This window comes from Streptococcus mitis (assembly GCF_002096815.1).
Classification (GTDB): domain Bacteria; phylum Bacillota; class Bacilli; order Lactobacillales; family Streptococcaceae; genus Streptococcus; species Streptococcus mitis_AD.
On sequence record NZ_NCVJ01000017.1, the window covers coordinates 116,683 to 141,903 of the forward strand.

22 protein-coding genes, 2 pseudogenes and 1 riboswitch are annotated in these 25,221 nt (G+C 40.5%); of the genes and pseudogenes, 4 read left to right on the forward strand and 20 right to left on the reverse strand.

Going from position 1 to position 25,221, the window contains the following annotated elements; translation table 11 throughout:
• Positions 1-7 precede the first annotated feature (7 nt).
• The 11 genes and pseudogenes from rpsI to B7696_RS02540 form a co-directional block, all read right to left on the reverse strand.
• The gene (rpsI, locus tag B7696_RS02485; protein ID WP_000075973.1) at positions 8-400 is read right to left on the reverse strand and encodes a 30S ribosomal protein S9; all 393 of its coding nucleotides are present in this window, start codon (positions 398-400) and stop codon (positions 8-10) included.
• A gap of 18 nt (positions 401-418) precedes the next feature.
• Positions 419-865, reverse strand: coding sequence for a 50S ribosomal protein L13 (gene rplM, locus B7696_RS02490; RefSeq protein WP_001044624.1), 447 nt, complete (start codon positions 863-865; stop codon positions 419-421).
• Positions 866-1,079: 214 nt separating this feature from the next.
• The gene (locus B7696_RS02495; protein WP_084861957.1) at positions 1,080-2,279 is read right to left on the reverse strand and encodes an ABC transporter permease; all 1,200 of its coding nucleotides are present in this window, start codon (positions 2,277-2,279) and stop codon (positions 1,080-1,082) included.
• Positions 2,276-3,169, reverse strand: coding sequence for an ABC transporter ATP-binding protein (locus B7696_RS02500; protein ID WP_084861959.1), 894 nt, complete (start codon positions 3,167-3,169; stop codon positions 2,276-2,278). The genes B7696_RS02495 and B7696_RS02500 overlap by 4 nt, the downstream gene beginning before the upstream one ends.
• Positions 3,170-3,522: 353 nt before the next feature.
• Complete coding sequence (pheT, locus tag B7696_RS02510) at positions 3,523-5,928, reverse strand: phenylalanine--tRNA ligase subunit beta (RefSeq protein ID WP_084861961.1); 2,406 nt, start codon at positions 5,926-5,928, stop codon at positions 3,523-3,525.
• 76 nt (positions 5,929-6,004) lie between these two features.
• The gene (locus B7696_RS02515; protein ID WP_084861963.1) at positions 6,005-6,514 is read right to left on the reverse strand and encodes a GNAT family N-acetyltransferase; all 510 of its coding nucleotides are present in this window, start codon (positions 6,512-6,514) and stop codon (positions 6,005-6,007) included.
• Positions 6,514-7,560: a phenylalanine--tRNA ligase subunit alpha gene (gene pheS, locus B7696_RS02520; protein ID WP_084862052.1), complete on the reverse strand. Its 1,047-nt coding sequence runs from the start codon at positions 7,558-7,560 to the stop codon at positions 6,514-6,516. The genes B7696_RS02515 and pheS overlap by 1 nt, the downstream gene beginning before the upstream one ends.
• A 272-nt stretch (positions 7,561-7,832) precedes the next feature.
• On the reverse strand, positions 7,833-8,483 hold the full coding sequence (locus B7696_RS02525) for a phosphatase PAP2 family protein (RefSeq protein WP_084861964.1): 651 nt from the start codon (positions 8,481-8,483) through the stop codon (positions 7,833-7,835).
• Positions 8,473-9,036 carry an ECF transporter S component gene (locus B7696_RS02530; protein WP_084861966.1) on the reverse strand — a complete coding sequence of 188 codons (564 nt, stop codon included), beginning with the start codon at positions 9,034-9,036 and terminating at the stop codon, positions 8,473-8,475. Before B7696_RS02530 ends, B7696_RS02525 begins: the two co-directional genes overlap by 11 nt.
• A gap of 164 nt (positions 9,037-9,200) precedes the next feature.
• Positions 9,201-9,419: riboswitch (FMN riboswitch) on the reverse strand.
• A gap of 59 nt (positions 9,420-9,478) precedes the next feature.
• Entirely contained in the window at positions 9,479-9,982 is a 504-nt protein-coding gene (locus B7696_RS02535) for a tRNA (cytidine(34)-2'-O)-methyltransferase (RefSeq protein ID WP_084861968.1), read from the reverse strand.
• A gap of 192 nt (positions 9,983-10,174) precedes the next feature.
• Positions 10,175-10,660: pseudogene (locus B7696_RS02540) on the reverse strand (energy-coupling factor transporter transmembrane component T family protein); the annotation flags it as partial.
• 119 nt (positions 10,661-10,779) lie between these two features.
• Between B7696_RS02540 and trkA the strand changes: the two are divergent.
• The gene (trkA, locus tag B7696_RS02545) at positions 10,780-12,129 is read left to right on the forward strand and encodes a Trk system potassium transporter TrkA (protein ID WP_084861970.1); all 1,350 of its coding nucleotides are present in this window, start codon (positions 10,780-10,782) and stop codon (positions 12,127-12,129) included.
• 3 nt (positions 12,130-12,132) lie between these two features.
• The gene (locus B7696_RS02550; RefSeq protein WP_084861972.1) at positions 12,133-13,572 is read left to right on the forward strand and encodes a TrkH family potassium uptake protein; all 1,440 of its coding nucleotides are present in this window, start codon (positions 12,133-12,135) and stop codon (positions 13,570-13,572) included.
• Positions 13,573-13,615: 43 nt separating this feature from the next.
• On the opposite strand, the gene B7696_RS02555 is transcribed toward B7696_RS02550, so the two are convergent.
• The 5 genes and pseudogenes from B7696_RS02555 to B7696_RS02570 form a co-directional block, all read right to left on the reverse strand.
• Positions 13,616-14,419: an ABC transporter ATP-binding protein gene (locus tag B7696_RS02555; RefSeq protein ID WP_084861974.1), complete on the reverse strand. Its 804-nt coding sequence runs from the start codon at positions 14,417-14,419 to the stop codon at positions 13,616-13,618.
• Positions 14,420-14,431: 12 nt separating this feature from the next.
• Entirely contained in the window at positions 14,432-15,325 is an 894-nt protein-coding gene (locus B7696_RS02560) for an ABC transporter permease (RefSeq protein WP_084861976.1), read from the reverse strand.
• Between the two features lie 11 nt (positions 15,326-15,336).
• Positions 15,337-16,314: an ABC transporter substrate-binding protein gene (locus B7696_RS02565; protein WP_084861978.1), complete on the reverse strand. Its 978-nt coding sequence runs from the start codon at positions 16,312-16,314 to the stop codon at positions 15,337-15,339.
• Between the two features lie 391 nt (positions 16,315-16,705).
• A pseudogene (locus B7696_RS10095) lies at positions 16,706-16,825 on the reverse strand (IS630 family transposase); the annotation flags it as partial.
• 202 nt (positions 16,826-17,027) lie between these two features.
• Entirely contained in the window at positions 17,028-18,653 is a 1,626-nt protein-coding gene (locus B7696_RS02570; protein WP_084861979.1) for a malolactic enzyme, read from the reverse strand.
• Positions 18,654-18,925: 272 nt separating this feature from the next.
• Here B7696_RS02570 and B7696_RS02575 point away from each other — a divergent pair, with 272 nt between their 5' ends.
• Together B7696_RS02575 and B7696_RS02580 are read left to right on the forward strand one after the other, a co-directional pair.
• Positions 18,926-19,276 (forward strand): helix-turn-helix domain-containing protein, encoded by a 351-nt coding sequence (locus tag B7696_RS02575; RefSeq protein ID WP_000208712.1) that lies wholly within the window; start codon positions 18,926-18,928, stop codon positions 19,274-19,276.
• Between the two features lie 127 nt (positions 19,277-19,403).
• Positions 19,404-20,282: a LysR family transcriptional regulator gene (locus tag B7696_RS02580; protein ID WP_084861981.1), complete on the forward strand. Its 879-nt coding sequence runs from the start codon at positions 19,404-19,406 to the stop codon at positions 20,280-20,282.
• A gap of 450 nt (positions 20,283-20,732) precedes the next feature.
• On the opposite strand, the gene B7696_RS02590 is transcribed toward B7696_RS02580, so the two are convergent.
• From B7696_RS02590 to B7696_RS02605, 4 genes are read right to left on the reverse strand one after another with little or no spacing between them, the layout of a single operon-like run.
• Entirely contained in the window at positions 20,733-21,659 is a 927-nt protein-coding gene (locus B7696_RS02590) for an ATP-binding cassette domain-containing protein (protein WP_023947091.1), read from the reverse strand.
• A gap of 10 nt (positions 21,660-21,669) precedes the next feature.
• Positions 21,670-22,737, reverse strand: coding sequence for an ABC transporter ATP-binding protein (locus B7696_RS02595; RefSeq protein WP_042900320.1), 1,068 nt, complete (start codon positions 22,735-22,737; stop codon positions 21,670-21,672).
• Positions 22,738-22,745: 8 nt separating this feature from the next.
• Positions 22,746-23,672, reverse strand: a complete 927-nt coding sequence (gene oppC / locus B7696_RS02600; RefSeq protein ID WP_049486660.1) for an oligopeptide ABC transporter permease OppC — start codon at positions 23,670-23,672, stop codon at positions 22,746-22,748.
• Positions 23,672-25,168, reverse strand: coding sequence for an ABC transporter permease (locus B7696_RS02605; RefSeq protein WP_049486661.1), 1,497 nt, complete (start codon positions 25,166-25,168; stop codon positions 23,672-23,674). The genes oppC and B7696_RS02605 overlap by 1 nt, the downstream gene beginning before the upstream one ends.
• Positions 25,169-25,221: the final 53 nt, after the last annotated feature.

Genomic DNA, 25,221 nt, shown 5'->3' on the forward strand with positions numbered 1-25,221 from the left:
GTATTGATTAACGTTTTGAGAATTGTGATGCTTTACGAGCTTTCTTAAGACCTGGTTTCTTACGTTCAACTTTACGTGAGTCACGTGTAAGAAGTCCTGCGCGTTTCAATGAATCGCGGAAGTCTGGGTCTACTTGAAGAAGGGCACGAGCGATACCGTGACGGATAGCTCCTGATTGACCAGCGTATCCACCACCTACAACGTTAACGAAAACGTCGTATGAACCTACAGTTGAAGTAACTGCGAATGGTTGGTTGATAACAAGACGAAGGTCAGCGTGTGGGATGTACTCTTCAACATCTTTTTTGTTAACAGTGATTTTACCAGTTCCTGGAACAAGGCGAACGCGAGCAACAGCGTTTTTACGACGTCCAGTACCTGCATATTGTGCTTGTGACATACTTTATTGTTCCTTTCCTTAGATAAGTCCTGAAATATCAAGAACTTCTGGTTGTTGTGCAGCGTGAGTGTGCTCAGCTCCAACAAATACTTTCAACTTCATACCTTGAGCGCGTCCAAGAGTATTGTGTGGAAGCATACCTTTAACTGATTTCTCGATCAAACGTACTGCGTTTTTAGAACGAAGTTCACCTGCAGAGATTTGTTTCAATCCACCTGGGTGGTTTGAGTGAGTGTAGTAGATTTTATCAGTTGCTTTTTTACCAGTCAATTTAACTTTTTCAGCATTGATAACAATCACAAAGTCACCTGTATCAGTGTGTGGTGTAAATGTTGGTTTGTTTTTTCCGCGAAGTACGCTAGCAACTACTGCAGAAAGACGTCCAAGTGGTACATCAGTTGCGTCAACTACGTACCATTTACGTTCAACTTGGCCTGGTTTAGCCATAAATGTTGTTTTGTTCATGATTTCTCCTATATATAGTTCGATTTTTGTTTACGGTGATGGGTGTTCCTTCCCATCGAAAAGTATTTGGAAGGTTCCGGGGCCTTTCAAATGGGGTAAACAATACCGCCTACTATCATACCAAATTTCACCCCTAAAAGTCAATAGATATGAAAAATATTTTTCTAAATTCCACTCTTTTTTCTCTAGAAAACCTCGCTTTCGCGAGGCTCTTCTATTTATAAGATAAGGCACGTTTAAAGTTTTTCCAAGGCCCTAAATCATCTGTCTGCAAAACGAGACTAGCATACATACGTCCGATAAAGACTGTTGCAGTTACTGCAAAAGCAATCGTGATGGCAAGAGAAATCCAAGCTTCTAGCCCATTTGCATAACCATTAATAGCTCTAAATGGCATGAAGAAAGTCGAAATAAAGGGAATATAAGAACCAATCTTCAAGAGGAGATTGTCACCAGCTGCACCTAGAGCTGTCACTCCAAAAAAACCACCCATAATCAAAATCATCAAAGGCGACAAGGCTTTTCCTGCGTCCTCAGGACGAGAAACCATAGAACCTAAGAAGGCTGCCAAGACTACGTACATAAAGAGACTCACTAAGACAAATAGTAAGGTATTGACTGTGAAGGCTTCTCCCAAATGGTCCAAAATACCAAACTGGGCTAATAATGGCAAATCTTTAAATAGCAGAATGGCAGCGACACCACCCACGACATAGATGCCGATATGAGTCAAAATCACAAGTAACAAGGCAATCATACGAGCGTAGAAATAATGACTAGCTTGAATACTAGAGAAGACCACTTCCATGATTTTGGTTCCTTTTTCACTAGCCACTTCCTGAGCAGTGACACTAGCATAAGTGATCAAGATCATATAAAGGAAGAAACCAAGCCCTGCAGCCGCAATGGTTTGGACCAGCTTTTTATTTTCCTTGGATTCGTCAATCTTCTCAGTAAAGTCAACAGTTTGAGCCAGGCGTTTTTCCTGCTCTTGGGACAAATTAGCTGCCGAGCGATTGAGTTGAGCTTGAAGCTCATTTAACTTACTCGTTACTCCTAGCTTAATAGCACTCTCAAGAGAAGTTTCACCGTGATAAACCGCCTTGATGACACTATCCTCTTGATCAATAGTTAGATAACCCTTGATTTTTTCATCCTTGATAGCAGCTTGGGCACTAACTTCATCCTGATAGTCAAAGTTAATACCATTGGTATCCCTGAGCCCTTCTGCCACAGATGGTACAGTTGTCACCACTGCCACCTTGCTATTTTTAGCCATAGACGACCCTTGGAGATAGCCGATTCCTACAGACAAACCTAAAAAGAGGAAGGGCGAAATCACCATAAAGAAGAAACTCCAGGACTTGACATGTCGCAGATAAGTTTCTTTAATAACTACCCACATATTTCTCATACTTCTACCCCTGATTCTAGTTTAAAGATTTCATCGATTGTTGGCGCTTGTTGGTCAAAGGTTGCGATATATTGCCCTTGAGTCAAGATTGGGAAGAGTTCCCTTCCAGCACTTTCGTCTTCCAAAATCAATTTCCAACTGCCTTGTTTGGTCAAGCTCACCTGTTTGACATGAGGAAGGTTTTCCAATTCTTCCTTGCTTCGTTCACTTGAAACAAAGAGACGCGTTTTTCCGTATTGATTGCGGACATCCTGGACTGGTCCATGCAAGACCACACGGCCATCTCGAATCATCAGAATATCGTCACAAAGCTCCTCGACGTTAGTCATGACATGGTCAGAAAAGATAATGGTTGCTCCACGCTCTTTTTCCTGAAAAATAACTTGTTTGAGCAATTCTGTATTGACTGGGTCCAATCCACTGAAAGGTTCATCCAGGATAATCAAGTCTGGCTCATGAATCAAAGTAATAATGAGCTGAATCTTCTGCTGATTTCCTTTTGACAGACTCTTGATTTTATCTGTCAGCTTTCCTTTTACTTCCAATCTCTTCATCCATTGAGGGAGTTTTTCCTTGATTTCCTTAGCATCCATACCTTTTAGAGTCGCCAAATAACGAACTTGTTCAAGGACTGTCAATTTAGGCATCAGGCTGCGTTCCTCAGGTAGATAACCAATTCGAGCATAGGTCTCTTGACGAATATCCTGACCATCCAGACTGATTTCTCCCTGATATTCTAAAAACTTCAAAATACTATGGAAAATCGTTGTCTTCCCAGCACCGTTTTTTCCGACTAGTCCCAAAATACGACCTGGTCGCGCCTGAAAGTCAATACCAAACAAAACTTGCTTGGATCCAAAACTTTTCTCTAGATTTCTTACTTCTAGCATTTTTCACCTCCGAAATTTCTTGCACCCATTATACTCCTTTTTAATAGCCTTTACAATGATTTCTGTCCATTTTTAAAAGACTATTGCTATGTAAAATATGACCTGGAGGACTTTTAGTGATAAATCCATTATACAGTGGTAAACCCCAATTTATCTTCTCTGCTCCTCAACTGTCCATTTTTGATCCTGAATTGTTATTTGATACTCAATGAAAATCAAAAAGCAAACTAGGAAGCTAGCCGCAGGTTGCTCAAAGCACTGCTTTGAGGTTGCAGATGGAAGCTGACGTGGTTTGAAGAGATTTTCGAAGAGTATGAAAAGAAAAAATCCACCCCGAAGGATGGATTGATACTTTAACGCACTTCTGCGTTCACTTTTTCTTCAAGCGATGCTTGGATTTTTTCCATGTAGCGTGCAACTTCTTCGTCCGTCAAGCTGTCTTCTGGATTTTGGAAGGTTAAGCTATAAGCCATTGACTTCATACCAAGTCCTAGTTTTTCGCCTGAGAAGACGTCGAAGAGTTTGATATCTGTCAAACGTTTCACGCCGGCAGCTTGGATAGCATCTACAACTTCTTGATGAGTCACTTCTGCCTTGAGGAGAAGGGCAACGTCACGGCTTACTGCTGGGAATTTCGTGATTTCCACAAATGGACTAGCAGGTTGGAGCGCAGCTTCGATGGCTGAAAGGTTGAGCTCAGCCACATAAGTTTCTGGGATATCATAAGCCTTAGCAGTGACTGGATGTACTTGGCCAAGGAAACCAAGAACTTGGTCACCCAGTGAAATGACTGCTGTACGACCTGGGTGTAGGCTTGCAATTTCAGCTGTAGCTGTATAGGTCACTTCTAGTCCCAAACGAGCAAAGAGAGCTTCAAGGATTCCTTTAGCATAGAAGAAATCAACTGGAACTGCTGCTGTTTGGAAATCTTTTTCAGCAACCAAGCCTGTCAAGGCAAAGGCAAAGCTATTAATTTCATTTGGAAGTTCTTCTTTTGGATTGCCTGTCTGTTCAAAGACTTTTCCAATCTCGTAAAGGGCCAAGTTTTTATTCTTACGAGCCACGTTGTAAGCAACTGTATCAAGGATACCTGAGATCATATTTTGACGAAGGACAGAACGGTCCACTGTCATTGGCCACATGAGTTCCGTAAGGTTACTTGGTTGAGCCGTAAACTCAACTGCTTTTTCAGGAGTTGTTAGAGCATAGGTAATGATTTCTGTCAAACCTGCTCCTTCAGCGATTGTACGAACTTGACGACGGAGTTTTTGTGTCGCAGTCAATTCACCAGCTGTACCATCGTCTTTTGGAAGACTAGTTGGTAAGCGGTCATAACCATAGATACGAGCGATTTCTTCAAAGAGGTCTGCTTCAATAGTGATATCCCAACGACGACGAGGAACGCTGACGGTAAAGCTATCTGCATTGCCAGAAAGACCAAAACCAAGACGACGGAAGACATCTTCTACGTCTGCGTAGGAAAGGTCTGTACCAAGGACACGGTTAATATCTGCAAGGGTTGAAGAAACTTCCACATCAGAAGTATCCAGTTCACCCGCTGAAACGATGCCTTTACGCACCGTCGCACCTGCCAATTCAGCAATCATGCTAGCTGCCGCATCAAGGGCTTCATCGACTGTTGCCACATTAATGCCTTTTTCAAAGCGAGAAGATGATTCTGAACGAAGGTTCAGGCGACCGCTAGTCTTACGAATTGATTTCCCATTGAAGACTGCAGCTTCAAGAACAACACGACTAGATTTTTCAGAGATTTCTGTTGCTTGGCCACCCATGACACCTGCAAGAGCTACTGGGTTGTCTGCTACAGTGATGACTAGGTCATTTGTTTCCAAGTCACGTTCTTCACCATCCAAGGTCACCAACTTTTCACCAACACGCGCTTCACGCACACGGATGTCATTGCCTTCAAAAGTGTCCAAGTCAAATGCATGCATCGGTTGACCAAAGTAAAGCAGGATATAGTTGGTCACGTCTACCACGTTATTGATAGGACGGATTCCTTCATTCATGAGAAGGTTTTGCAACCATTGTGGACTTGGTGCGATGGTCACATTGTCCAAGATACGAGCGGCATAGTAAGGCGCCTTGTCTGTTTCAATGTTGACAGAAAGAACATCTGCCGCAGCTTCATTTGTTTCTGCTAGAGTAAATTCTTTAAAGTTGACTGCCTTGTCATAGATGGCTGCCACTTCGTGAGCCACCCCACGCATAGAAAGGGCGTCCGCACGGTTAGGTGTGATTGAAAGTTCGATGATTTCATCATCCAAGTCTAGATATGAGAAGACTTCCTCACCTGGAACAGCATCTTCAGGCAAGATTTGGATACCTTCTACGAATTCCTTAGGCACAACTGAGTCAGAAATCCCCAATTCACCAAGCGAACAGATCATCCCAAGTGACTCTAAACCACGGATTTTCCCTTTTTTGATTTTGTAGTTGTCAGCGATGCGAGCACCTGGAAGTGCCACCATAACCTTGATACCTGCACGTACATTCGGTGCACCACAAACGATTTGACGGGTTTCTTCTTCACCAACGTTAACCTGACAAACATGGAGGTGAGTTTCTGGTACGTCTTCACAAGACAAGACCTCACCGACGACAATTTTTGAGAGACCAGCAGCAGGTGATTCGACACCTTCTACCTCGATCCCTGTAGTTGACATTTTTTCAGCCAACTCTTGTGATGGCACATCAATGTCCACCAATTCTTTTAACCATTTATAAGATACAAGCATAATTTAGTTCTCCAGAATGACAGTTGCCCCTCTGGTTCTTTTCCTTTCCTATCATTTCAATAGAAGAATCATCTTCTTACCTTAATTTCTTTCTCATTAACCAATCCGTATCTACTTTTTGACCAACCATAAAATGATGTTGGCTAAATTTTTCAAAACCATATCGATTATAAAACGCTTGAGCTTTTGTATTATGCTCCCAAACACCTAGCCAAGCCCAGGAAAAACTATTTTTTGTAGCAAGTTCCAGAGCAAATTCAAAAAGCTGCTTACCAAGTCCAAATCCTTGGAATTTTTGTAGCACATAGAGGCGTTGAATTTCAAAAGCATCCTCTAATTCTCTCTCAGTTTGAGCACTTCCCCAGTTGACTTTGAGAAAACCAGCTATCTCCTCTCCATGCATAATGAAATAGGTTTCAGAGTCAGGATTTTCCAACTCAGTTGACAAAGTTTTCAGACTATAATCCTCTTCAAAGTATTCCTGTAACTGCTCTTCCGTATTATCATGCGCAAATGTTTCACGAAAGGTTTGTTTGGCAATTTTAGCCAACACCTCAACATCTGCCATTTCTACTTTTCTAATCATTATTTAAACTGTTCTGAGAAGCGGACATCTCCTTGGTAGAAGCCACGAATATCGTTGATTCCGTAACGGAGCATGGCTACACGCTCTTGTCCAAGACCAAAGGCAAATCCAGAGTAAACAGTCGCATCGATACCACTCATCTCAAGGACTCGTGGGTGAACCATACCGGCACCCATAATCTCGATCCAACCTGTTTTCTTACATACGTTACAGCCTTCTCCACCACACTTGAAGCAAGAAACATCCACCTCAACAGATGGCTCTGTGAATGGGAAGTAAGAGGGACGCAAGCGGATCTGGCGCTCTTCACCAAACATTTTTTGGACAATCAACTGAAGCGTTCCTTGAAGGTCCGCCATAGAGATGTTTTTCCCAACAACCAAGCCTTCGATTTGGTGGAATTGGTGACTGTGGGTCGCATCGTCTGTATCACGACGGAACACACGCCCTGGTGAGATCATTTTCAAAGGACCTTTAGAAAAATCATGAGCATCCATAGCACGCGCCTGAACTGGAGACGTGTGAGTACGAAGCAAGATTTCTTCAGTGATATAGAATGTGTCCTGCATATCACGAGCTGGGTGATCTTTTGGAAGGTTCATACGTTCAAAGTTATAGTAGTCTTGCTCCACTTCAAAACCATCCACGACTTGGTAACCCATCCCAATGAAAATATCTTCGATTTCCTCACTGGTTTGTGTTAAAACGTGACGGTGACCAGTCGCAACTGGACGACCTGGAAGCGTCACATCGATGCTCTCGCTAGCTAATTGTGCAGCTACTTTCTTTTCTTCCAAGAGTTTAGCTGTTTCTTCAAAGGCTGCTGTCAAGACATCACGTGCTTTATTGACGTGTTTCCCGATAATTGGACGCATCTCAGCAGAGACATCTTTCATCCCTTTGAGGATTTCAGTAAGAGAGCCTTTTTTACCAAGGACAGAAACACGCAAATCTTGCATCTCTTTTTCATTCTCAGCAGAAATCTGCTTCAAGCTAGCCAGCGTTTCTTCGCGAAGCGCTTTTAATTGTTCTTCAATAGTTGACATAATTCCTCCATCAGTCGCTCGTAGATAAAAAGAAAACCACATGTCAAAAACTCCACTCGGAGCGTTGACACGCGGTACCATCCGTTTTCATCTGACAAGCCAGACCTTCATTTCTAAATCCATGCGCAAGTGAATTCACCCAGCTTTCATATAGAGAGCTTGCAGTCACGGCTCTCCTCCCTGATATACTTCCCTTGGGCTACTAGTCTTGCAGATTTCTATTCAATTACTACTTAGTTTATCAGATTTTTACCATTCTTGCAAGACCTATCTCACTTCTGCTTGCCTTTAAATCGCCATTGGAAGCGGAGCTTGTCATAGAAGGGAAATTCGATAAACAAGACTCCCAAGCCCACACAGAGACTGGCAAGAACATCTGATGGGTAATGAACTCCCAGATAGACTCTTGATACCAGCACACTGACTAGGTAGAGGCCAAGAACGATTTGCACGATTTTTCTCCAGACTGGATTTTTAATCCGTTGACTGAGAATGATAATCAAAGTACCTACCATCAGCGTCACTGCCAAAGAATGCCCACTTGGAAAAGAAAATCCCTTCTCCTCTACCAGATGTAAGATAGTTGGCCGTGGGCGCTGGTAGATATTTTTAAAGATCACGATTAAAAGACCTGCTAAAGCCAAATTCCCCAGCATAAGTAGGCTTTCAATCTTCCACCGCTTACGATACAAGATAAAAGCTGTAATGACAACCCAAGTAATAATCACTGGAATATCAATCAAGCGTGTGATGGCTCGAAAAAGAATCGTCAAGTAATCTGGTAAGTCTCCTCGAACGGCAGCCTGAATCGGTTGGTCAAAACCGACCAGCGTTTCAGGGTAAAATTTGACCATATAGCCAAGAATAACGAAAAGTAAAAGGGCAAAACTGCCCTTCATTAAAAATGTTTGTTTATCTCTCATAATGTTTTAAGGTTGGTTTCAAGAGAACATACAACAACCAGAATGAAACGGCAAAGATAACACCCTCAATCAAGTTAAAAGGTAATACCATGGTCATTAGGTAGTTGGAAAGTCCCAAAATTTTTCCAATATCAAAGTTAGCAAACTTAGCGTACAAAGGAACAGCGTAAACATAGTTGAGAACCAACATAGCCACGGTCAAGCCAATAGTTCCAGCTAGAGAGCCTAGTAGGAAACGAAGAGTTGTCCGTTCCTTTTTCCAAATCAAAGCAAATACGATGACAAAAACTCCCAAAGCTACGATATTCATTGGCAAACCAATGTAGGTATTCACTCCCTGGCTATTAAGAAGCAATTTTAAGAGTGAGCGAAGCAAGAGAACTCCTAGAGCAGCAGGCAAATCCATGACTACCAAGCCCACAAGGACTGGCAAGATACTAAATTCAATCTTGAGGAAGGACGCCGCTGGTAAAAGCGGAAAGTCAAAGTACATCAGCACAAATGAGATGGCTGATAAAATCGCAATGGTCGAAAGTCGACGTGTGTTTGTCATAACAGGTTCCTCCAATTTTCTATAAAATCAGAAGAAGTTAGAAAGGATCCCTCTATCTATTCTCACCTTTTATATCCCAAATCTTTCCTCTTACTCTATTAAAGAAAACAAAAGCAAGCGGTTACAATCTAGCTATAAATCTATCAGAACAGACAAAGCTATTCTTTCGTCTTCTCCCATCCAGACTATACTGTCGGTTGTGGAATCTCACCACATCAGCTTGCGCTCGCGGACTTATTTGGCTAAGATATTTTAGATTTATCTAGGCGTCGCAGTCGAAGATAATACTTAAAGTATATCGAGACAAGACAACGACGAGAAAACTAAAATAGATAGTCAAATTTACCGCCGGTCGGGAATTTCACCCTGCCCTGAAGACTCTTTTATCATAACAAAAAACGCTTGCAAGCGCAAGCATTTTGTTCATTTTCATTTTCATTTTTTATTTCAATTTATCCACTTCATAGGTGTGGACGAGCTCAAGACCTGCAAAGTTCTGCTGGCGAAGAGCCTCATAGACAATCATGCAGACGGTATTAGACACATTGAGACTACGGACATGTTCATCATTCATGGGAATACGGAGAGCTTTCTCAGGATGTTCTCGCATAAAGTCCTCAGGCAAGCCCTTGTCTTCACGTCCAAAGAGAAAATAATGGTCCTCATCAGTCGATAAATCCACATCAGAATACACTTTTTCCGCAAATTTCGAAATCAGATAGAGTTTTCCCTTCATCTGAGACGTAAAATCTTCCAAACTGTCGTAAAAATAAATCTCTAGCTTATCCCAATAATCCAGCCCAGCTCGCTTCATCTTGCGGTCATCAATAGGAAAGCCCATTGGCTTGATGATGTGGAGGGGAGAATTGGTCGCAGCGCAGGTACGCGCGATATTACCTGTATTTTGTGGAATTTGTGGCTCAAATAATACAATGTGATTTGTCATGACTTGCTTCCTTTTACCATTGCAAAAAAATAGCCACACTGCCCGGAGTCAAGCTCAGCAAACAGCGTGGTTAAGGCATCGTTAACTTACCTCACAACAGGTTTGAAGTAAATCAGCGAAACTACTTTCTTAGTATAACACTTTCAGAATCATTGTCAATAGAAACGACTTGATTTTTTCAATTTTTTCAAGCTATTTCCAAGGGTTGTAAAATCGTCCGTGATTTTGCAAGATAAGTAGTAAACTAGCTACTAAAAATAAAGCTGCCAAGAGCAAGGTAATATAGTCTCCTTTTTTCAAGGCCTGATAACTATACCAAGTGCGTTTTTTCTCTTTCCCAAAGCGGCGAAGTTCCATGGCGGTCGCAATGGTATCAATGCGTTCTAGCGAGCTAAAAATCAAGGGAGTGATAATGCGCAGATTACCTTTGATTCGTTGCATAAGAGAAGCTTTCTTGGATAATTCCATCCCACGCGCTTCCTGAGACATCTTGATAGTAAAGAATTCTTCCTGCAAATCTGGAATATAGCGCAAGGTCAGACTGACAGAATAGGCAATCTTATAAGGCACACCGATTTGATTTAAACTAGAAGCAAACTGACTAGGATGAGTTGTCATCAAAAAGATAATAGCCAGAGGAATGGTGCAAAGGTACTTAATGGCCAGATTTAGCAGGTATAGGGTATAGTTTTACCTTATAGCAAATTTCCTACTAGAAGCTCTTGTTATTAGCTAGTAGGTGCATTTTTTCTTGAAAAAAGGTATGATAGTTACATCATGAAAAAGTAGGTTTTATTATGAAAATTATCCTTGTCGGAGGGGGAAAAGTTGGTTTTGCCCTCTGTCGCTCCTTGGTTGCAGAAAAGCACGATGTTTTGCTGATTGAGCAAGACGAAGCTGTTCTCAATCATATTGTTAATCGCTTTGATATCATGGGTATCCTTGGTAACGGGGCTGATTTTACCATCCTTGAGCAAGCCAGTGTCCAGGATTGTGATATCTTTATCGCTCTGACTGAATACGATGAAGTGAACATGATTGCAGCCGTTCTAGCCAAAAAAATGGGAGCTAAAGAGACCATTGTTCGGGTGCGGAACCCTGAATATTCTAACTCTTATTTCAAGGAAAAGAATATTCTCGGTTTTTCTCTTATCGTTAATCCTGAGCTCTTGGCTGCCCGCGCTATTGCTAATATCATTGACTTCCCCAACGCCCTCTCTGTCGAACGTTTCTTTGGTGGACGGGTCAGCTTGATGGAATTCACTGTTAAATCCTCCAGTGGTCTTTGCCAAATGCCCATTTCTGATTTTCGGAAAAAATTCGGCAATGTCATTGTCTGTGCGATAGAGAGGGATCATCAAATTATCATTCCAAGTGGCGACATGACTGTACAGGATAAAGATAGAATCTTTGTCACTGGTAACCGTGTTGACATGATGCTCTTCCATAATTATTTCAAGTCTCGTGCCGTGAAGAGTCTTCTTATTGTTGGTGCTGGTAGAATTGCCTATTATCTACTAGGTATCCTCCAAGACAGTCGTATCGATACCAAGGTTATTGAAATCAATCCTGAAATCGCCAGCTTCTTTAGCGAAAAATTCCCAAATCTCTATATCGTTCAAGGAGATGGTACCGCAAAAGATATCCTGCTGGAAGAAAGTGCTCAAAACTATGATGCCGTTGCGACTCTAACAGGAGTCGATGAGGAAAATCTGATTACCTCTATGTTCCTTGACAGGGTAGGTGTACAAAAAAATATCACCAAGGTCAATCGTACCAGTCTCCTCGAGATTATCAATGCGCCTGATTTTTCAAGTATCATCACACCTAAAAGCATCGCTGTAGATACAATCATGCACTTTATTCGGGGTCGTGTTAATGCCCAGTATTCAGACCTTCAAGCCATGCACCATCTAGCCAATGGCCAAATCGAAACCCTGCAATTTCATATCAAGGAAGCTAATAAAATGACTGCCAAACCTCTTTCTCAATTAAAACTGAAAAAAGGGGTTCTTATAGCAGCCATCATTCGAAAGGGCAAGACTATTTTCCCTACTGGGGAGGATATGTTGGAAGTTGGAGACAAGCTCCTAGTAACAACTTTGTTGCCAAACATCACCAAGATTTATGACTTGATCGCGAGGTAAGAAATGAATAAAAGTATGATTCGTTACCTCCTTTCAAAATTACTTTTGATTGAAGCTGTTCTTCTTTTGGTTCCTGTAGCTATTGCTATCTATTACCGTGAATCGAGCCAAGTCTTTACGGCCCTCTTTTCAACAATAGGGATTCTCGTATTACTAGGCGGTTCAGGAATTTTACAAAAGCCCAAAAATCAACGGATTTATGCCAAGGAGGGAGTCTTGATTGTTGCCCTCTGTTGGATCCTTTGGTCCTTCTTTGGCGGTCTCCCCTTTGTTTTTGCTAAGCAAATTCCCAGCGTTATCGATGCCTTTTTTGAAATCAGTTCTGGCTTTACAACTACTGGAGCAACTATTCTGAACGACGTTTCGGTTCTCAGTCGTTCCCTCCTCTTCTGGCGAAGTTTTACCCACTTGATTGGAGGGATGGGAGTGCTTGTTTTTGCACTTGCTATTATGGACAATGCCAAGAATAGCCACCTAGAAGTGATGAAAGCTGAGGTTCCTGGCCCTGTTTTTGGCAAGGTTGTATCCAAACTCAAAAATACTGCCCAGATTCTCTATCTCCTTTATCTAGCTCTCTTCTCCCTCTTTGTCATCATCTATTATCTGGCTGGCATGCCCCTATTTGATAGTTTTGTCATTGCCATGGGAACAGCAGGTACAGGAGGTTTTACAGTCTATAACGATGGAATCGCCCACTATGGTAGCTCACTGATTACCTATCTAGTTAGTATCGGAGTTTTGGTTTTTGGGGTAAATTTCAATCTCTACTACTACCTCATGCTCCGTCGGGTCAAAGCCTTCTTTGGTGACGAGGAACTTCGTGCTTACCTGGTCATTGTTCTGCTTTCTACAGGCTTGATTAGCCTTAATACCCTCTATCTCTATCCAGGATTTTCAAAGAGTTTTGAAATGGCCTTCTTCCAGGTTTCCAATATCATTACAACGACTGGTTTTGGTTACGGAGACATTACCAACTGGCCCCTCTTCTCCCAGTTTATCCTTCTCTTCCTCATGGGAATCGGTGGTTCTGCTGGTTCAACTGCAGGTGGACTCAAGGTTATTCGAGGCCTCATCCTTTCAAAAATTGCTAAAAATCAGATTTTGTCAATCCTATCGCCCCACCGTGTTTTGACCCTCCATGTTAATAAAACGGTGATTGACAAGGATACCCAGCATAAGATTCTCAAATACTTTGTCATCTATTCTATGATTTTGCTATCCCTTATCTTTATTGTCAGCCTAGATAGCAATGATTTTCTGGTTGTGACTAGCGCTGTCTTTAGCTGTTTCAATAATATAGGACCTATTCTAGGAACCACTTCTAGTTTCTCAATCTTTAGTCCTATCTCAAAAATTCTCCTCTCCTTTGCAATGATTGCAGGGCGCTTGGAGATATACCCAATCCTACTTCTCTTCATGAAGAGGACTTGGTCTAAGAGATAAAATACAACCACACCTTGTGTCTTACAAAGTGTGGTATTTTTCTTTATCCCAAAACTAATTCATCACTGACGAGGTTTTGGCCACTATTTTTCTGGAAGAGATGCATGAGGTCTTCAACTGTCAGATGCTTTTTCTCTTCTCCTTTGACATCCACCACTATCTTACCTTGATAGAGCATAATGAGACGATTGCCGTACTCAATCGCATGGTTCATATCGTGGGTAATCATCAGAGTAGTCAACTGATGGTGTTCCACAATCTTTTGCGTCAAGTCCATCACCATTTGACTCGTTTTCGGGTCAAGGGCTGCAGTGTGTTCATCCAACAGCAAGAGCTTAGGTTTCACCAAGGCTGCCATGACTAGGGTCAAGGCCTGTCTTTGTCCTCCTGAAAGGTATTGAGCATCCACTTTCAAACGATTTTCAAGACCGATATTCAACTCTTTCAAGGCCTCTTGGAACTGGATTCTGTCCTTCTCCTTCACGCCCCAGCCAAGCCCTCTCTTCTGTCCACGTCTCAAGGCAATGGCCATATTCTCCTCAATCGTCAAACGAGAAGCTGTCCCCATCTTAGGATCTTGAAAAACACGGGCAATATCCTTGGCTCTCTTTCGTACACTCAGATTTTTAATGGATTTCCCTTCCAACAAAAGGTCCCCTTCGTCCACAGATAAATTGCCAGCCAAGATATTCATCAAAGTGGATTTCCCTGCTCCATTTCCACCAATCACAGAGATAAAATCTCCCTCTTCAACCTCTAAATCTAATCCTTTGAGGACATGGTTTTCATTGACCGTCCCTGCTTCAAATGTTTTGTGAATATTTTCAAGTGTTAACAAACTTGCCATAACTTTCTCCTCCTATTCATTTCTCAGTTTCAAACCACGAATCTTTAATCTCTTTTGCAACTCTGGTGCAAATAGAACCAAGGCTAACAAGATTGCATTAAAGAGACGGACCAGGTTTTGATCTAGATTTGGAATTTCATAGATATTTAAAATAATCAAACGGTAAACAATAGCACCGATTCCGATAGATAACAAGCGACCTCCAATGGTCAAGTCGTGTATCAATACTTCTGCAATAATGACTGCACTCAAACCAACAACGATGGTCCCTGTCCCAGAAGTCACATCTGAAAATCCATCATTCTGAGCAAATAAGGAACCACACAGAGCAATCAGACCATTTGAAATCATATAACCAACAATCTTCATGGTGTCTACATTGACCCCATTGGCCTCACTCATCGGAATATTGTCTCCAGTCGAACGCAAGACTAATCCAATCTCCGTTTTCATCAAAAGAGTCAAGACCAAACAAACAAGTAAGAGACAAACCAAGCTGAGCGTGAAAACAGCTTCTTCAGTTGTCAGCCCCAAGCTCGCCAATTGTTGAAAGACAGTTGAAGAATCTCCCAAGGAAAGATTGGGCACACTTCCCATGATTTTAATATTGATTGAATAAAGCCCTGTCAAGGTCACAATCCCTGTCAAGAGAGCTGGGATTTTCATCTTGGTGTGGAGCATTCCTGATACAAGACCAGCAATCATACCTGCCAGCAAAGCAAGTAAGGTCGCAATCCAAGGATTTGCCCCTGCCTGTATCTGCGATACAACGACAGCTGCCCCCAGAGGAAAGGCTCCTTCAGCAGTCATATCCGCAATATCCAAAATACGGAAAGTCAAGTAGACTCCAATGGCCATAATCGACCACAACAAACCTTCTGATAAACTAGATAATACAAAACTCATCTTAAACCTCCCTATTCCTTGCTTTCTAACTTACTAATATCAATTCCTAGTGCATCTGCCATTTCTTTATTAGTATGCAATTCCAATTTTTCAGGTAACTCAACTGCTATATTTTCTGGCTTCTCACCTTTTAAAACACGAATCAACATACGAGCTGTCTGCCGTCCCAATTCTTCATAATTGGTTCCGTAGTTATACAAGCCACCAACCGCAATCATTTCTGTTGAACCACCGAATACTGGAACCTTGTGTTTAATAGAAACCTGCTTGACTGTTTCCATGGTTGACGAAATGATATTATCCGTTGGTACAAAAACCATATCCACTTCAGCCATCAAACTCTCTGCTGCAGCCTTGACGTTGTTACTGTCCAAGATTGTTTTTTCAACAACGGTAAAGCCTTTTTCTTCCAGAAGTCGCTTAGCTTCATCCTTTTGGACAGCTGAGTTTGGCTCGCTCTGAGTATAGAGAATTCCAATTGTTTTAGCCTTTGGCAACACTTTCTTTATCAAATTGATTTGGGTTGAAATGGCATCTGATGACTGGTCGCTTGTCCCAGTTACATTGCCCCCAGGATGTTCTCTTGACTCAACCAACTTGGCACTGACAGGATCTGTTACAGCTGAAAAGATAACCGGTGTCGTTTGTGTTGTATTAGCCAAGCTCTGAGCAGAAGGCGTTGCGATTGCTAGAACGACATCACTAGATTCTGCTAGTTGCTGGGAAATCGTTTTTAGATTTCTTTGTTCACCCTGTGCATTTTGCAAATCAATCTCAATATTTTTCCCTTCCACATAACCTTGCTTGGCCAGCTCATCCACAAATCCCTCTCTAGTAGCGTCTAGGGACTGGTGGGTAATAAACTGCGAAATACCGATACGAAACACATCTTTTTTCTTATCCGCCTTCAACTGATGCAAACTGATCAGAGAGATCAAGAGGATCCCTACTACCAAGAGAGGGGCTAGTAATTTTCGAACAACTTTCATAATGAAACTCCTTCTCAGAAAAGATAAAACAAAAAACCGCCTAGATAATATCTAAACGGATGCTTGAAATAAGCTAACAAGTTACAACTTAGCTAGTCCATTTAGATATTCATCTATATGGACCACAATCAAAAATCTTAGCCACATAGATACAAACAAATTGCTTGAACTGTTTGCATCCATGGTGACATGTCTACAAACACTATCTAAAGTAGCTAAAGTAAAAGTTTTGATTCATCGTTACAGCTTGTTTCTTATTCATTTCTTTTTCTGCTTTCTTTTTTGATGTTTCCTATCTTACCACCTTTTTCATCACCTGTCAAGAATATTTCAGAATTTTTTAAAATTTTTCGAAAATTCTTTCATAATTCTTTCAATTCTTTTAGGATAATTTCAAAGATTTGCCCATTAGACAAAATAGAACGATTTGAAGACTTTTATGGTATTCAGTTGTACTAGAGTTTTTTAAAAGTGTTTTGATGGCTTGTATTTCTTCTTTGGTTGATTTCATATCACTATTATATAATGCATTTTGATTTTAGTGTAGTATTAAACTGACTCTTGGCAGTCGGACAAAAAATCGACAGTTATTTTATACTGTTTAAAACCATTAGTCAATACGACAATCTCTTTACTTTTCGGTTATCAACTCTGTAGATTGCTAACATATCCAAAATAAGCTAAGTATCCCGAGGATAGGCAACAGAAATGAATTATTTATACTCTGGATACCACTTCAAATCACGAACTGCTTTGGCCATATCTGTTTCCTTAGCGCGTGCAAGACCTTGCTCTTGTGCTTTTTTAGCGACTGCTTCTGCTACTTTAATAGAAACATCTGCTACATACTTGAATGGTGGCAAGACAGGAGCTCCTGGTTGGCCTGGATTGACAATACCACTCAATGAATGCGCCGCTGCTCCAATCATTTCATCAGTCAAAATACTTGCTTCAGAAGCCAGCATACCTAGACCAAGACCTGGGTAAATCAGGGCATTATTTGCTTGACCAATCACATAGTCTACACCTTTATAAGAAACCGTATCAGCAGGAATTCCTGTTGCGACAAAAGCTTTGCCATCTGACCATTCAATCAAATCTTTGGCACTAGCTTCTGCCAATTTAGTTGGATTTGACAAAGGGAAGATCATTGGACGTTCTGTGTTTTCACACATAGCTTCTACTATTTCTTTAGTGAAGGTATTAGGCTGAGTTGAAGTTCCTACAAGAATAGTTGGCTTCACAGTCTTCACTACTTCAAGCAGGTCAGTCAACTTATCTGCGTTACTAAAGTCAGCACGTTTCTTAGCAAATGGTTTTTGCTCTGGTGTCAAGTCATCCATGTCATCAAAGAGAAGACCTTGTTTATCAACCATAAAGAAACGTTTATAGGCTTCTTCTTCAGAAAGACCTTCACTTACCATTTCACGAAGAACACGAGAGGCAATTCCTGCACCCGCAGTACCACCACCATAGCAGAGATAAACTTGATCTGTTAATTTTTCACCACTAATATCCAGCGAACCAAAGATACCACCCAAGGTAACGATTCCTGTACCTTGAATATCATCATTAAAGGTCGGAATTTGTTTCCGGTATTTTTCAAGAATATTGGCAGCATTCAAGCGGCCGAAGTCTTCCCAGTGAAGGTAGAGTTTAGGAAAGAGACGTTCTGCTGTTTGAACAAATTGGTCAATGAAGTCGTAGTAACGATCTCCGCGGACCCTTTCGTGACGATTTCCTAAGTAATTAGAATTGTTACGAAGTTCTTCACGGTTAGTCCCTGCATCAATGACTAAAGGAAGGACCATCGAAGGATTGATTCCAGCAGCACCTGTATAGACCATCAATTTCCCAACAGAAATATCGACACCATTTGTTCCCCAGTCGCCAATTCCAAGGATTCCTTCTGCATCTGTTACAACAATGAGACGAATCTCGCGACCCCCGGCAGCGTTTTTCAAAGTAGCTTCAATATTTTCAGGATGATTGATATCAAGATATCCCGCATATTGGGGATCTACAAAAAGATCACTATAGCCTTCAATCGTATCTGCAATGGTTGGATCATATACAATTGGATTGAATTCTTTCAAATGTTGAGAAAAGAGGTAATAGAAAAGAGTCCTGTTGGTATTAAAAATTTCCATTAGGAAAAGACGTTTTTCCAAATCATTGGCTTTTGTTTGCATTTGTGCATAAGTTTGCGCCGCTTGTTCTTCAATCGTTTGAACATACGGTGGCAGTAAACCAATAAGGCCTAGTTCCTTTCGCTCCTCTAAGGTAAAGGCAGTACCTTTATTGAGGAAAGGATTGTTTAAAATATCATGTGCAGTCATAGTGCAAGCTCCTTTTTACTTATATTATACCACATGAAACGAATTGTTCGTAAAACGTTGTTGTTTAAATAATACAATTGTATACGCATATGTTATAAATTTCTGAACTCATCAAACTCTCGATGATCTCTCTTTACTAAAAGTTTCGAGTAAAATAAACCAATCATACAAATTGACAATCCTCATTAAAATAAATATCATCTAGGTATGTTATGTAATACTTTGTATTTTTTAAGGTGCTTTTTGTCATATAAAACTTGTATTCTATTTATATGACAACTAAAAACTATTTACAACAATATATTTCCCAAAAAGTGAAATATTTTCGAACACAGAATAAAATGAGCCAGGAAGAACTTTCGGAACAAGCAGGACTCGGGCTTAAGTATATCAATCAACTTGAAAACCAAAATGTGAATCTGACCATTCACAGTCTTGAAAAAGTGATTGACGCCCTAGAAATGACCCCAGAGGAATTTTTCAATTTTGATAGCCTTGAATCAACCTCTGATAAGAGTGACAATCTTTCACTCAAAAGAATCAACATGAAGATTAAACAGCTCCCTATTGATAAACGAGAAAAAATGTTGGTCATTTTTGAGAGTATCTTAGATAATCTTTGAGATCCCTGACTCACTTACATTTTAACTGGTGAATACTCGTATAGTCAAATTGTAGGATACGGATAAAAATTATTTATCTGCTGTTTTCCACTTATTTTCCTTCTCCAACTAATGAAAGTGAACCCATATGAATTTAAAAGATCTACAATATTTTTATGACCTCTGCCAGCTTCAATCCTATACGGAAGTAGCAAAACAACATAAAGTCAGCCAACCATCTATTTCTTATGCTATCAAGCGCTTAGAGGAATCCTTTAACTGCAAATTGATTCACCATGACCCCTCGCATCGTTCCTTCAAGCTAACTCCTCAAGGACAAATCCTTCTAAAGCATACAGAACTGATCTTACCTGAGGTCATTTCTACTCAAAAAGAAATTAACCGCTCCTTGGCACAATACTCTACTGTAGGATTCCCTCCTATTATCATTCAGTATCTCTTCGCTGCCTTAAACGAAAAAGATAAATTCGATTTTTTAAAAAAGATACGCCCTATCCGCGGTGGCTCCGTAGAGTTATTAAACCTTCTCCTTAAGGGAGACCTTAATGCAAGCCTACTCGGTTTAATTGAACCTCTCAATTATCCTTCAATAGAGACACACGAGCTATTTCATAAAGAACTGTATGTCGTTTTATCTAAGAACCATCCTTTTGCCACTGTTCCTTCCCTCGCTTTTGAAGAATTAGTAGATCAATCCTTTATACTCTTAGACGAACACTTTGTTCACCTGAAAGCTTTTGAAATACTTAATCAAAAGTATCAAAACAAGGCAGAAATATTCTTTAAGACGGATGATATTGTCATTCTTAAAGAACTTTTAAAGAAAGGGATTGGCCTTAGTTTACTGGCTGATATCGCACTTTCTGATGAAGATGATGATTTAATAAAAATCCCTCTTATACCGAAGGATAAGATAACTTTTACAGTTTATTACGCTTACCTTAAATCAGCTACACCGTCATCAGAAATAGAAGCCTTATTTAAACTCCTTAAATCATATGAATAGAAAAACTCTAACTATCAATGAACTGATAGCTAGAGTTTTTTACATTGTAGATATTATACTCAATGAAAATCAAAAAGCAAACTAGGAAGCTAGCCGCAGGCTGCTCAAAACACTGTTTTGAGGTTATAGATAAGACTGACGAAGTCAGTCACATATATACGATAAGGCGACGCTGACGTGGTTTGAAGAGATTTTCGAAGAGTATTAGACTATAGTAGATTGAAGCTAGAGTAATACGCCGCGACTTCTATAACTTTTCTAGAAATTAATTTGACTTTCCTAATCAAGTTGTTAAGATTTTATTTCATCTCACTATAATTCAATGATTTTCTAAGAATTCTATTTCTTTCGAAAATTCTTTCAGGTAGCTTTCAAAGACTTTCAAATCAGTCCAACAAAAAAAGGTTTATAATTTCCATAAAAATTGACATGGAAATTATAAAACCATTATTAGTTTAACCCTTGTTGATAACGTGCCAATTCGGCTTGGTTAGCCCAAACATAGTGACCTGGACGGATTTCTACCATAGATGGCTTATCTGTCTCATAATCATGTTGATCTGGATCATATACTTTCAAGACCTTCTTGCGTTCCAAGATTGGATCTGGGATTGGTACCGCTGAAAGCAAGGCTTGAGTATATGGGTGAATTGGATTGTTAAACAATTCTTCTGTTTCTGCAACCTCTACAATAACACCCTTGTAAATAACTGCGATACGATCTGAAATAAAGCGAACGACAGACAAGTCATGGGCGATAAAGAGATAGGTCAAACCAAGTTCTTTTTGGAATTTTTTGAGCAAGTTCAAGACTTGAGCACGCACAGAAACGTCCAAGGCTGAAATGGGCTCATCCGCAATAACAAAGTCTGGTTGCATGACCAAGGCACGGGCAATACCGATACGTTGACGTTGACCACCTGAGAATTCATGAGGGTAACGAGTCAAGTGCTCAGCAAGAAGCCCCACTTCACGGATAATATTTTTAACTTTCTCTTTACGTTCTTCTTCATCCTTGAACAGATGATGATTGTAAAGACCTTCAGAAATAATATAATCAACAGTCGCACGTTCATTCAAACTTGCGGCAGGATCTTGAAAAATCATCTGGATACGACGAATCAATTCTGCAGCTTGTTCACGCGATTTCTTACCATTAATCTTTTGACCATCAAAAATGATATCCCCATTACTTGTATCATTAAGACCGATGATGGCACGACCAATAGTTGTTTTCCCACTACCTGACTCACCTACAAGCGAGAAAGTTTCTCCCTTGTTGATAAAGAAGTTAGCATTTTTAACCGCGACAAACTTCTTACTTCCTTCACCGAAGGAAATTTCTAAATCTTTGATTTCTACTAATTTTTCAGACATTTCCTTCCTCCTAGTCAGCCAGATGGGCAAATCCCATTTTATCACGGATCTTATCGTGAAGATTTGCAATCACAGCTGGTTTTTCTACTTTTGGAGCATCCTCATGAAGTAGCCAAGTTTTAGCCCAATGTGTCTCTGATACTGAGAATTGAGGAGCTTTTTGTTCAAAGTCAATCTGCATTGCATAGTCAGAACGCAAGGCAAAGGCATCCCCTTTCAGGTCAGTATAAAGTGACGGAGGTGTTCCTGGGATTGAGTAAAGTTCCCCTTTATCATCAGCAAGCTGAGGCAAGCTAGACAAGAGACTCCATGTATATGGATGGCGAGGGTCATAGAAGACTTCCTCAACAGTTCCATACTCAACGATTTCTCCCGCATACATAACTGCTACCTTATCCGCAATACTTGCTACCACACCAAGGTCATGGGTGATAAAGATTGTTGTGAAATGGTACTCGTTTTGTAAAGATTTTAGCAAATCAATAATCTGTGCTTGGATGGTTACATCCAAGGCAGTTGTTGGCTCATCACAGATCAAGACATCAGGTCGGCAGGCAAGGGCAATAGCAATAACGATACGTTGACGCATCCCTCCAGAATATTGGAATGGGTATTCATCAAAACGTCTATCTGCATCTGGAATCCCAACCTTATTCATGTAGTCAATCGCCAATTCTTTCGCTTCTTTAGCTGTTTTGCCTTGGTGTTTTACAATAACTTCTGTAATCTGACTACCAATTGTTTTAATTGGGTCCAAACTAGTCATTGGATCTTGGAAGATAGTCGCAATCTTAGCACCACGAATTTGTTCCCAATCCTTGTGAGAAGACAAGGCTGTCAAGTCCTGACCACGGTAGTCAATACTTCCTTGGGCAATGCGACCATTTTCTTCAAGCATACCTGTGAAAGTCTTTGTCAAAACAGATTTCCCTGATCCTGACTCACCTACCAAGGCTAATACTTCTCCTTCAACTAGTTCAAGGGAAACGCCGCGAATGGCTGTCAATACTTTGTCACGAACGTCAAATTCCACGACAATATCGCGAGCAGTCAAAATTACATTTTTTTCTTTTGTCATTTCTACTCCTATCTATGTGTACGTGGATCACTAGCATCCGCTAGGTTTTGACCAACTACGAAAAGTGACAAGGATACCAAGACCAAAGTTGTCAATGGAATCCAGAAGAGGTATGCATTTGTTGTTACGTTCTGTGAATAATCTGAAATCAATCGACCTAAACTTGGTACTGTAATAGGCAATCCAAGTCCAAAGAATGACAGAAAGGCTTCATAGGAGATAAATGCTGGAAGCATTTGTGATGTAGTCGTAACAATAACAGATACCAATTGTGGCATGATATTTTTAATGACAATTTTGTATGTTGGAGTTCCGAGTGTGCGTGAAGCAAGGTTGTACTCTAAGTCACGGTAACGCATGATTTGGATACGAATTGAGTAGGCAATCCCAATCCATGTTGTTACACTCATTGCAAAAATCAGATTCCAGAATCCAGCTCCGATTGAGTAAGTCAAGACAATGACAATCAAAAGAGATGGGATGTTTGAGATGACGTTATAAACTTCCATCATCACACGGTCTACTGATTTCGAAATTCCCCAAATACCACCGACAAAGACACCGATAACCAAGTTAATTACTGTCGCAATCACAGAAATGAGGATAGAGTTACGAGCTCCGAACCAAACACCGTCAAAGAGCGATTTACCGTTACTGTCAGTACCGAACCAATGCTCAGCATTTGGCTTAATATAACGAGCACTAAAATCGTTCACTTTGCTGACATCATTGAAATCAAACTTAGAAAACATTGGGTAGATGAAACTCATCAAAATGATAGCTACCAAGATTCCCAACATGACTACAGTTGATTTCTTCTTCATAAATTGTCTAAACACTGAACCCCAGTATGAATAAGCTGGCGCATCAATGGCTTCAGAGGCAAAATCGTCACGTTTTACAAACTGAAATTTTTCTTTATCGATTGTAGACATTATTTGCCTCCTTTCTCAGTCAATTTAATACGTGGGTCAATAATAGTCATCCAAATATCTCCCAAAAGAAGTGAGAAGATAGAAATACATGTAAAGATGAAGACAAGACCTACGACCATAGAGTTATTAGATGCTTTTACAGAGTCAATCAACATTTTACCCATACCTGGGAAGGCGAAGACTGTTTCAGTAAGGGTTGCACCACCGATAACCCCGATAACAGCACCAGGAATCCCTGAAACCAGCGGAACCATGGCATTTTTAAAGATGTGTTTGTTTGAAATTTCTTTTTCAGACAAACCTTTTGCACGAGCAAAACGAACAAAATCCTGTGATTGCAAGTCAATCATGTAACGACGAATCCAAATAGCGGTACCAGGAGCACCCAATAAACCAAGGATAACTGCTGGTAAAACATACGAACGCCAATCTCCAGCACCCAAGATAGGGAATGAATCTGGAAGACCAATTGATGATCCAATCAAACGAACAATGTAAACCAAAGCAATGGTTGGAAGAGCCATCAAGAAGGTCAAAGCCCCTGTTGAGAAGCTATCAATCCAAGTGTTCTTGAAGCGAGCCATAGCTGAACCAAGTGGCACGGCAATCGCATAAGAAATCACCAAACCGATCAATCCAACGATTGCAGAGCTAGCAATCATAGAAGGATATTGGTAGTTGCTTTCAGTAGCAGTATATGGGTCATCTTTCCCATAGTTAGCTACTTCACGTGAATCAGCCTGACTAGGAGACTTGTAGGTTCTTGAGTAAATATTTACAGAAGAAGTTTTCTTACCTGTTGGGAACTGAACTTGAGATGTTTTTGTTTGCCCTTGACCCTGAGTAATAACCTGTAAAACAGGGCTATTAGCATAGGTTGGATAAGAGTCACCTAAATTAATGTTCACAAAGTTTTGATGCACAAATGGGAACTGACTGTTGAAGTACAAGAGATATTTGTGTTTAGTTCCTGAACCAACCAAGGACCATCCGATAGCTGGATCATTTTCAAAACGAAGGTAACGTTTCAAGTCTGGATTTTCAGGGTCTTGAATTTTATTAGTATGATCAATGTCAATCAAGTTAGCATAGAATTTGAAAACACGTTCAAAAATCGGGATTTCACGAGTAGCGTAGAATTGGCCACTTTCAGTAAATTCTCCCAGGGTCCAACCATGACCGATTTGTTTGATGTATTTTTCATAGATAGCCTTGTTGGTGTCATTGGCTTCAACTGTTACAGAAGCATCCATCTGGCTAGCTTTTTCTTGCAACTCTTTGGTATCGTAGTACTCGATATAGCCCATACGCTCATAAACAGTATTCTCATAGTTATCACGTTTATCAGCAGTTGTCGCAATCTTATTATAGTTGGTATCCTGTTTGAAAATCAATTTTCGAGGAACCATTGTATAGATGATCGTGTAAGTCAAGGTTGTTACTAAGAAGATAGAAACCAATGACCGCAAAACACGCATAAAAATATATTTTTTCATATCATTTCCTTTAAAAATCCCAAAAGAACCTTCTCCTCATGGAGAGAAAGTTC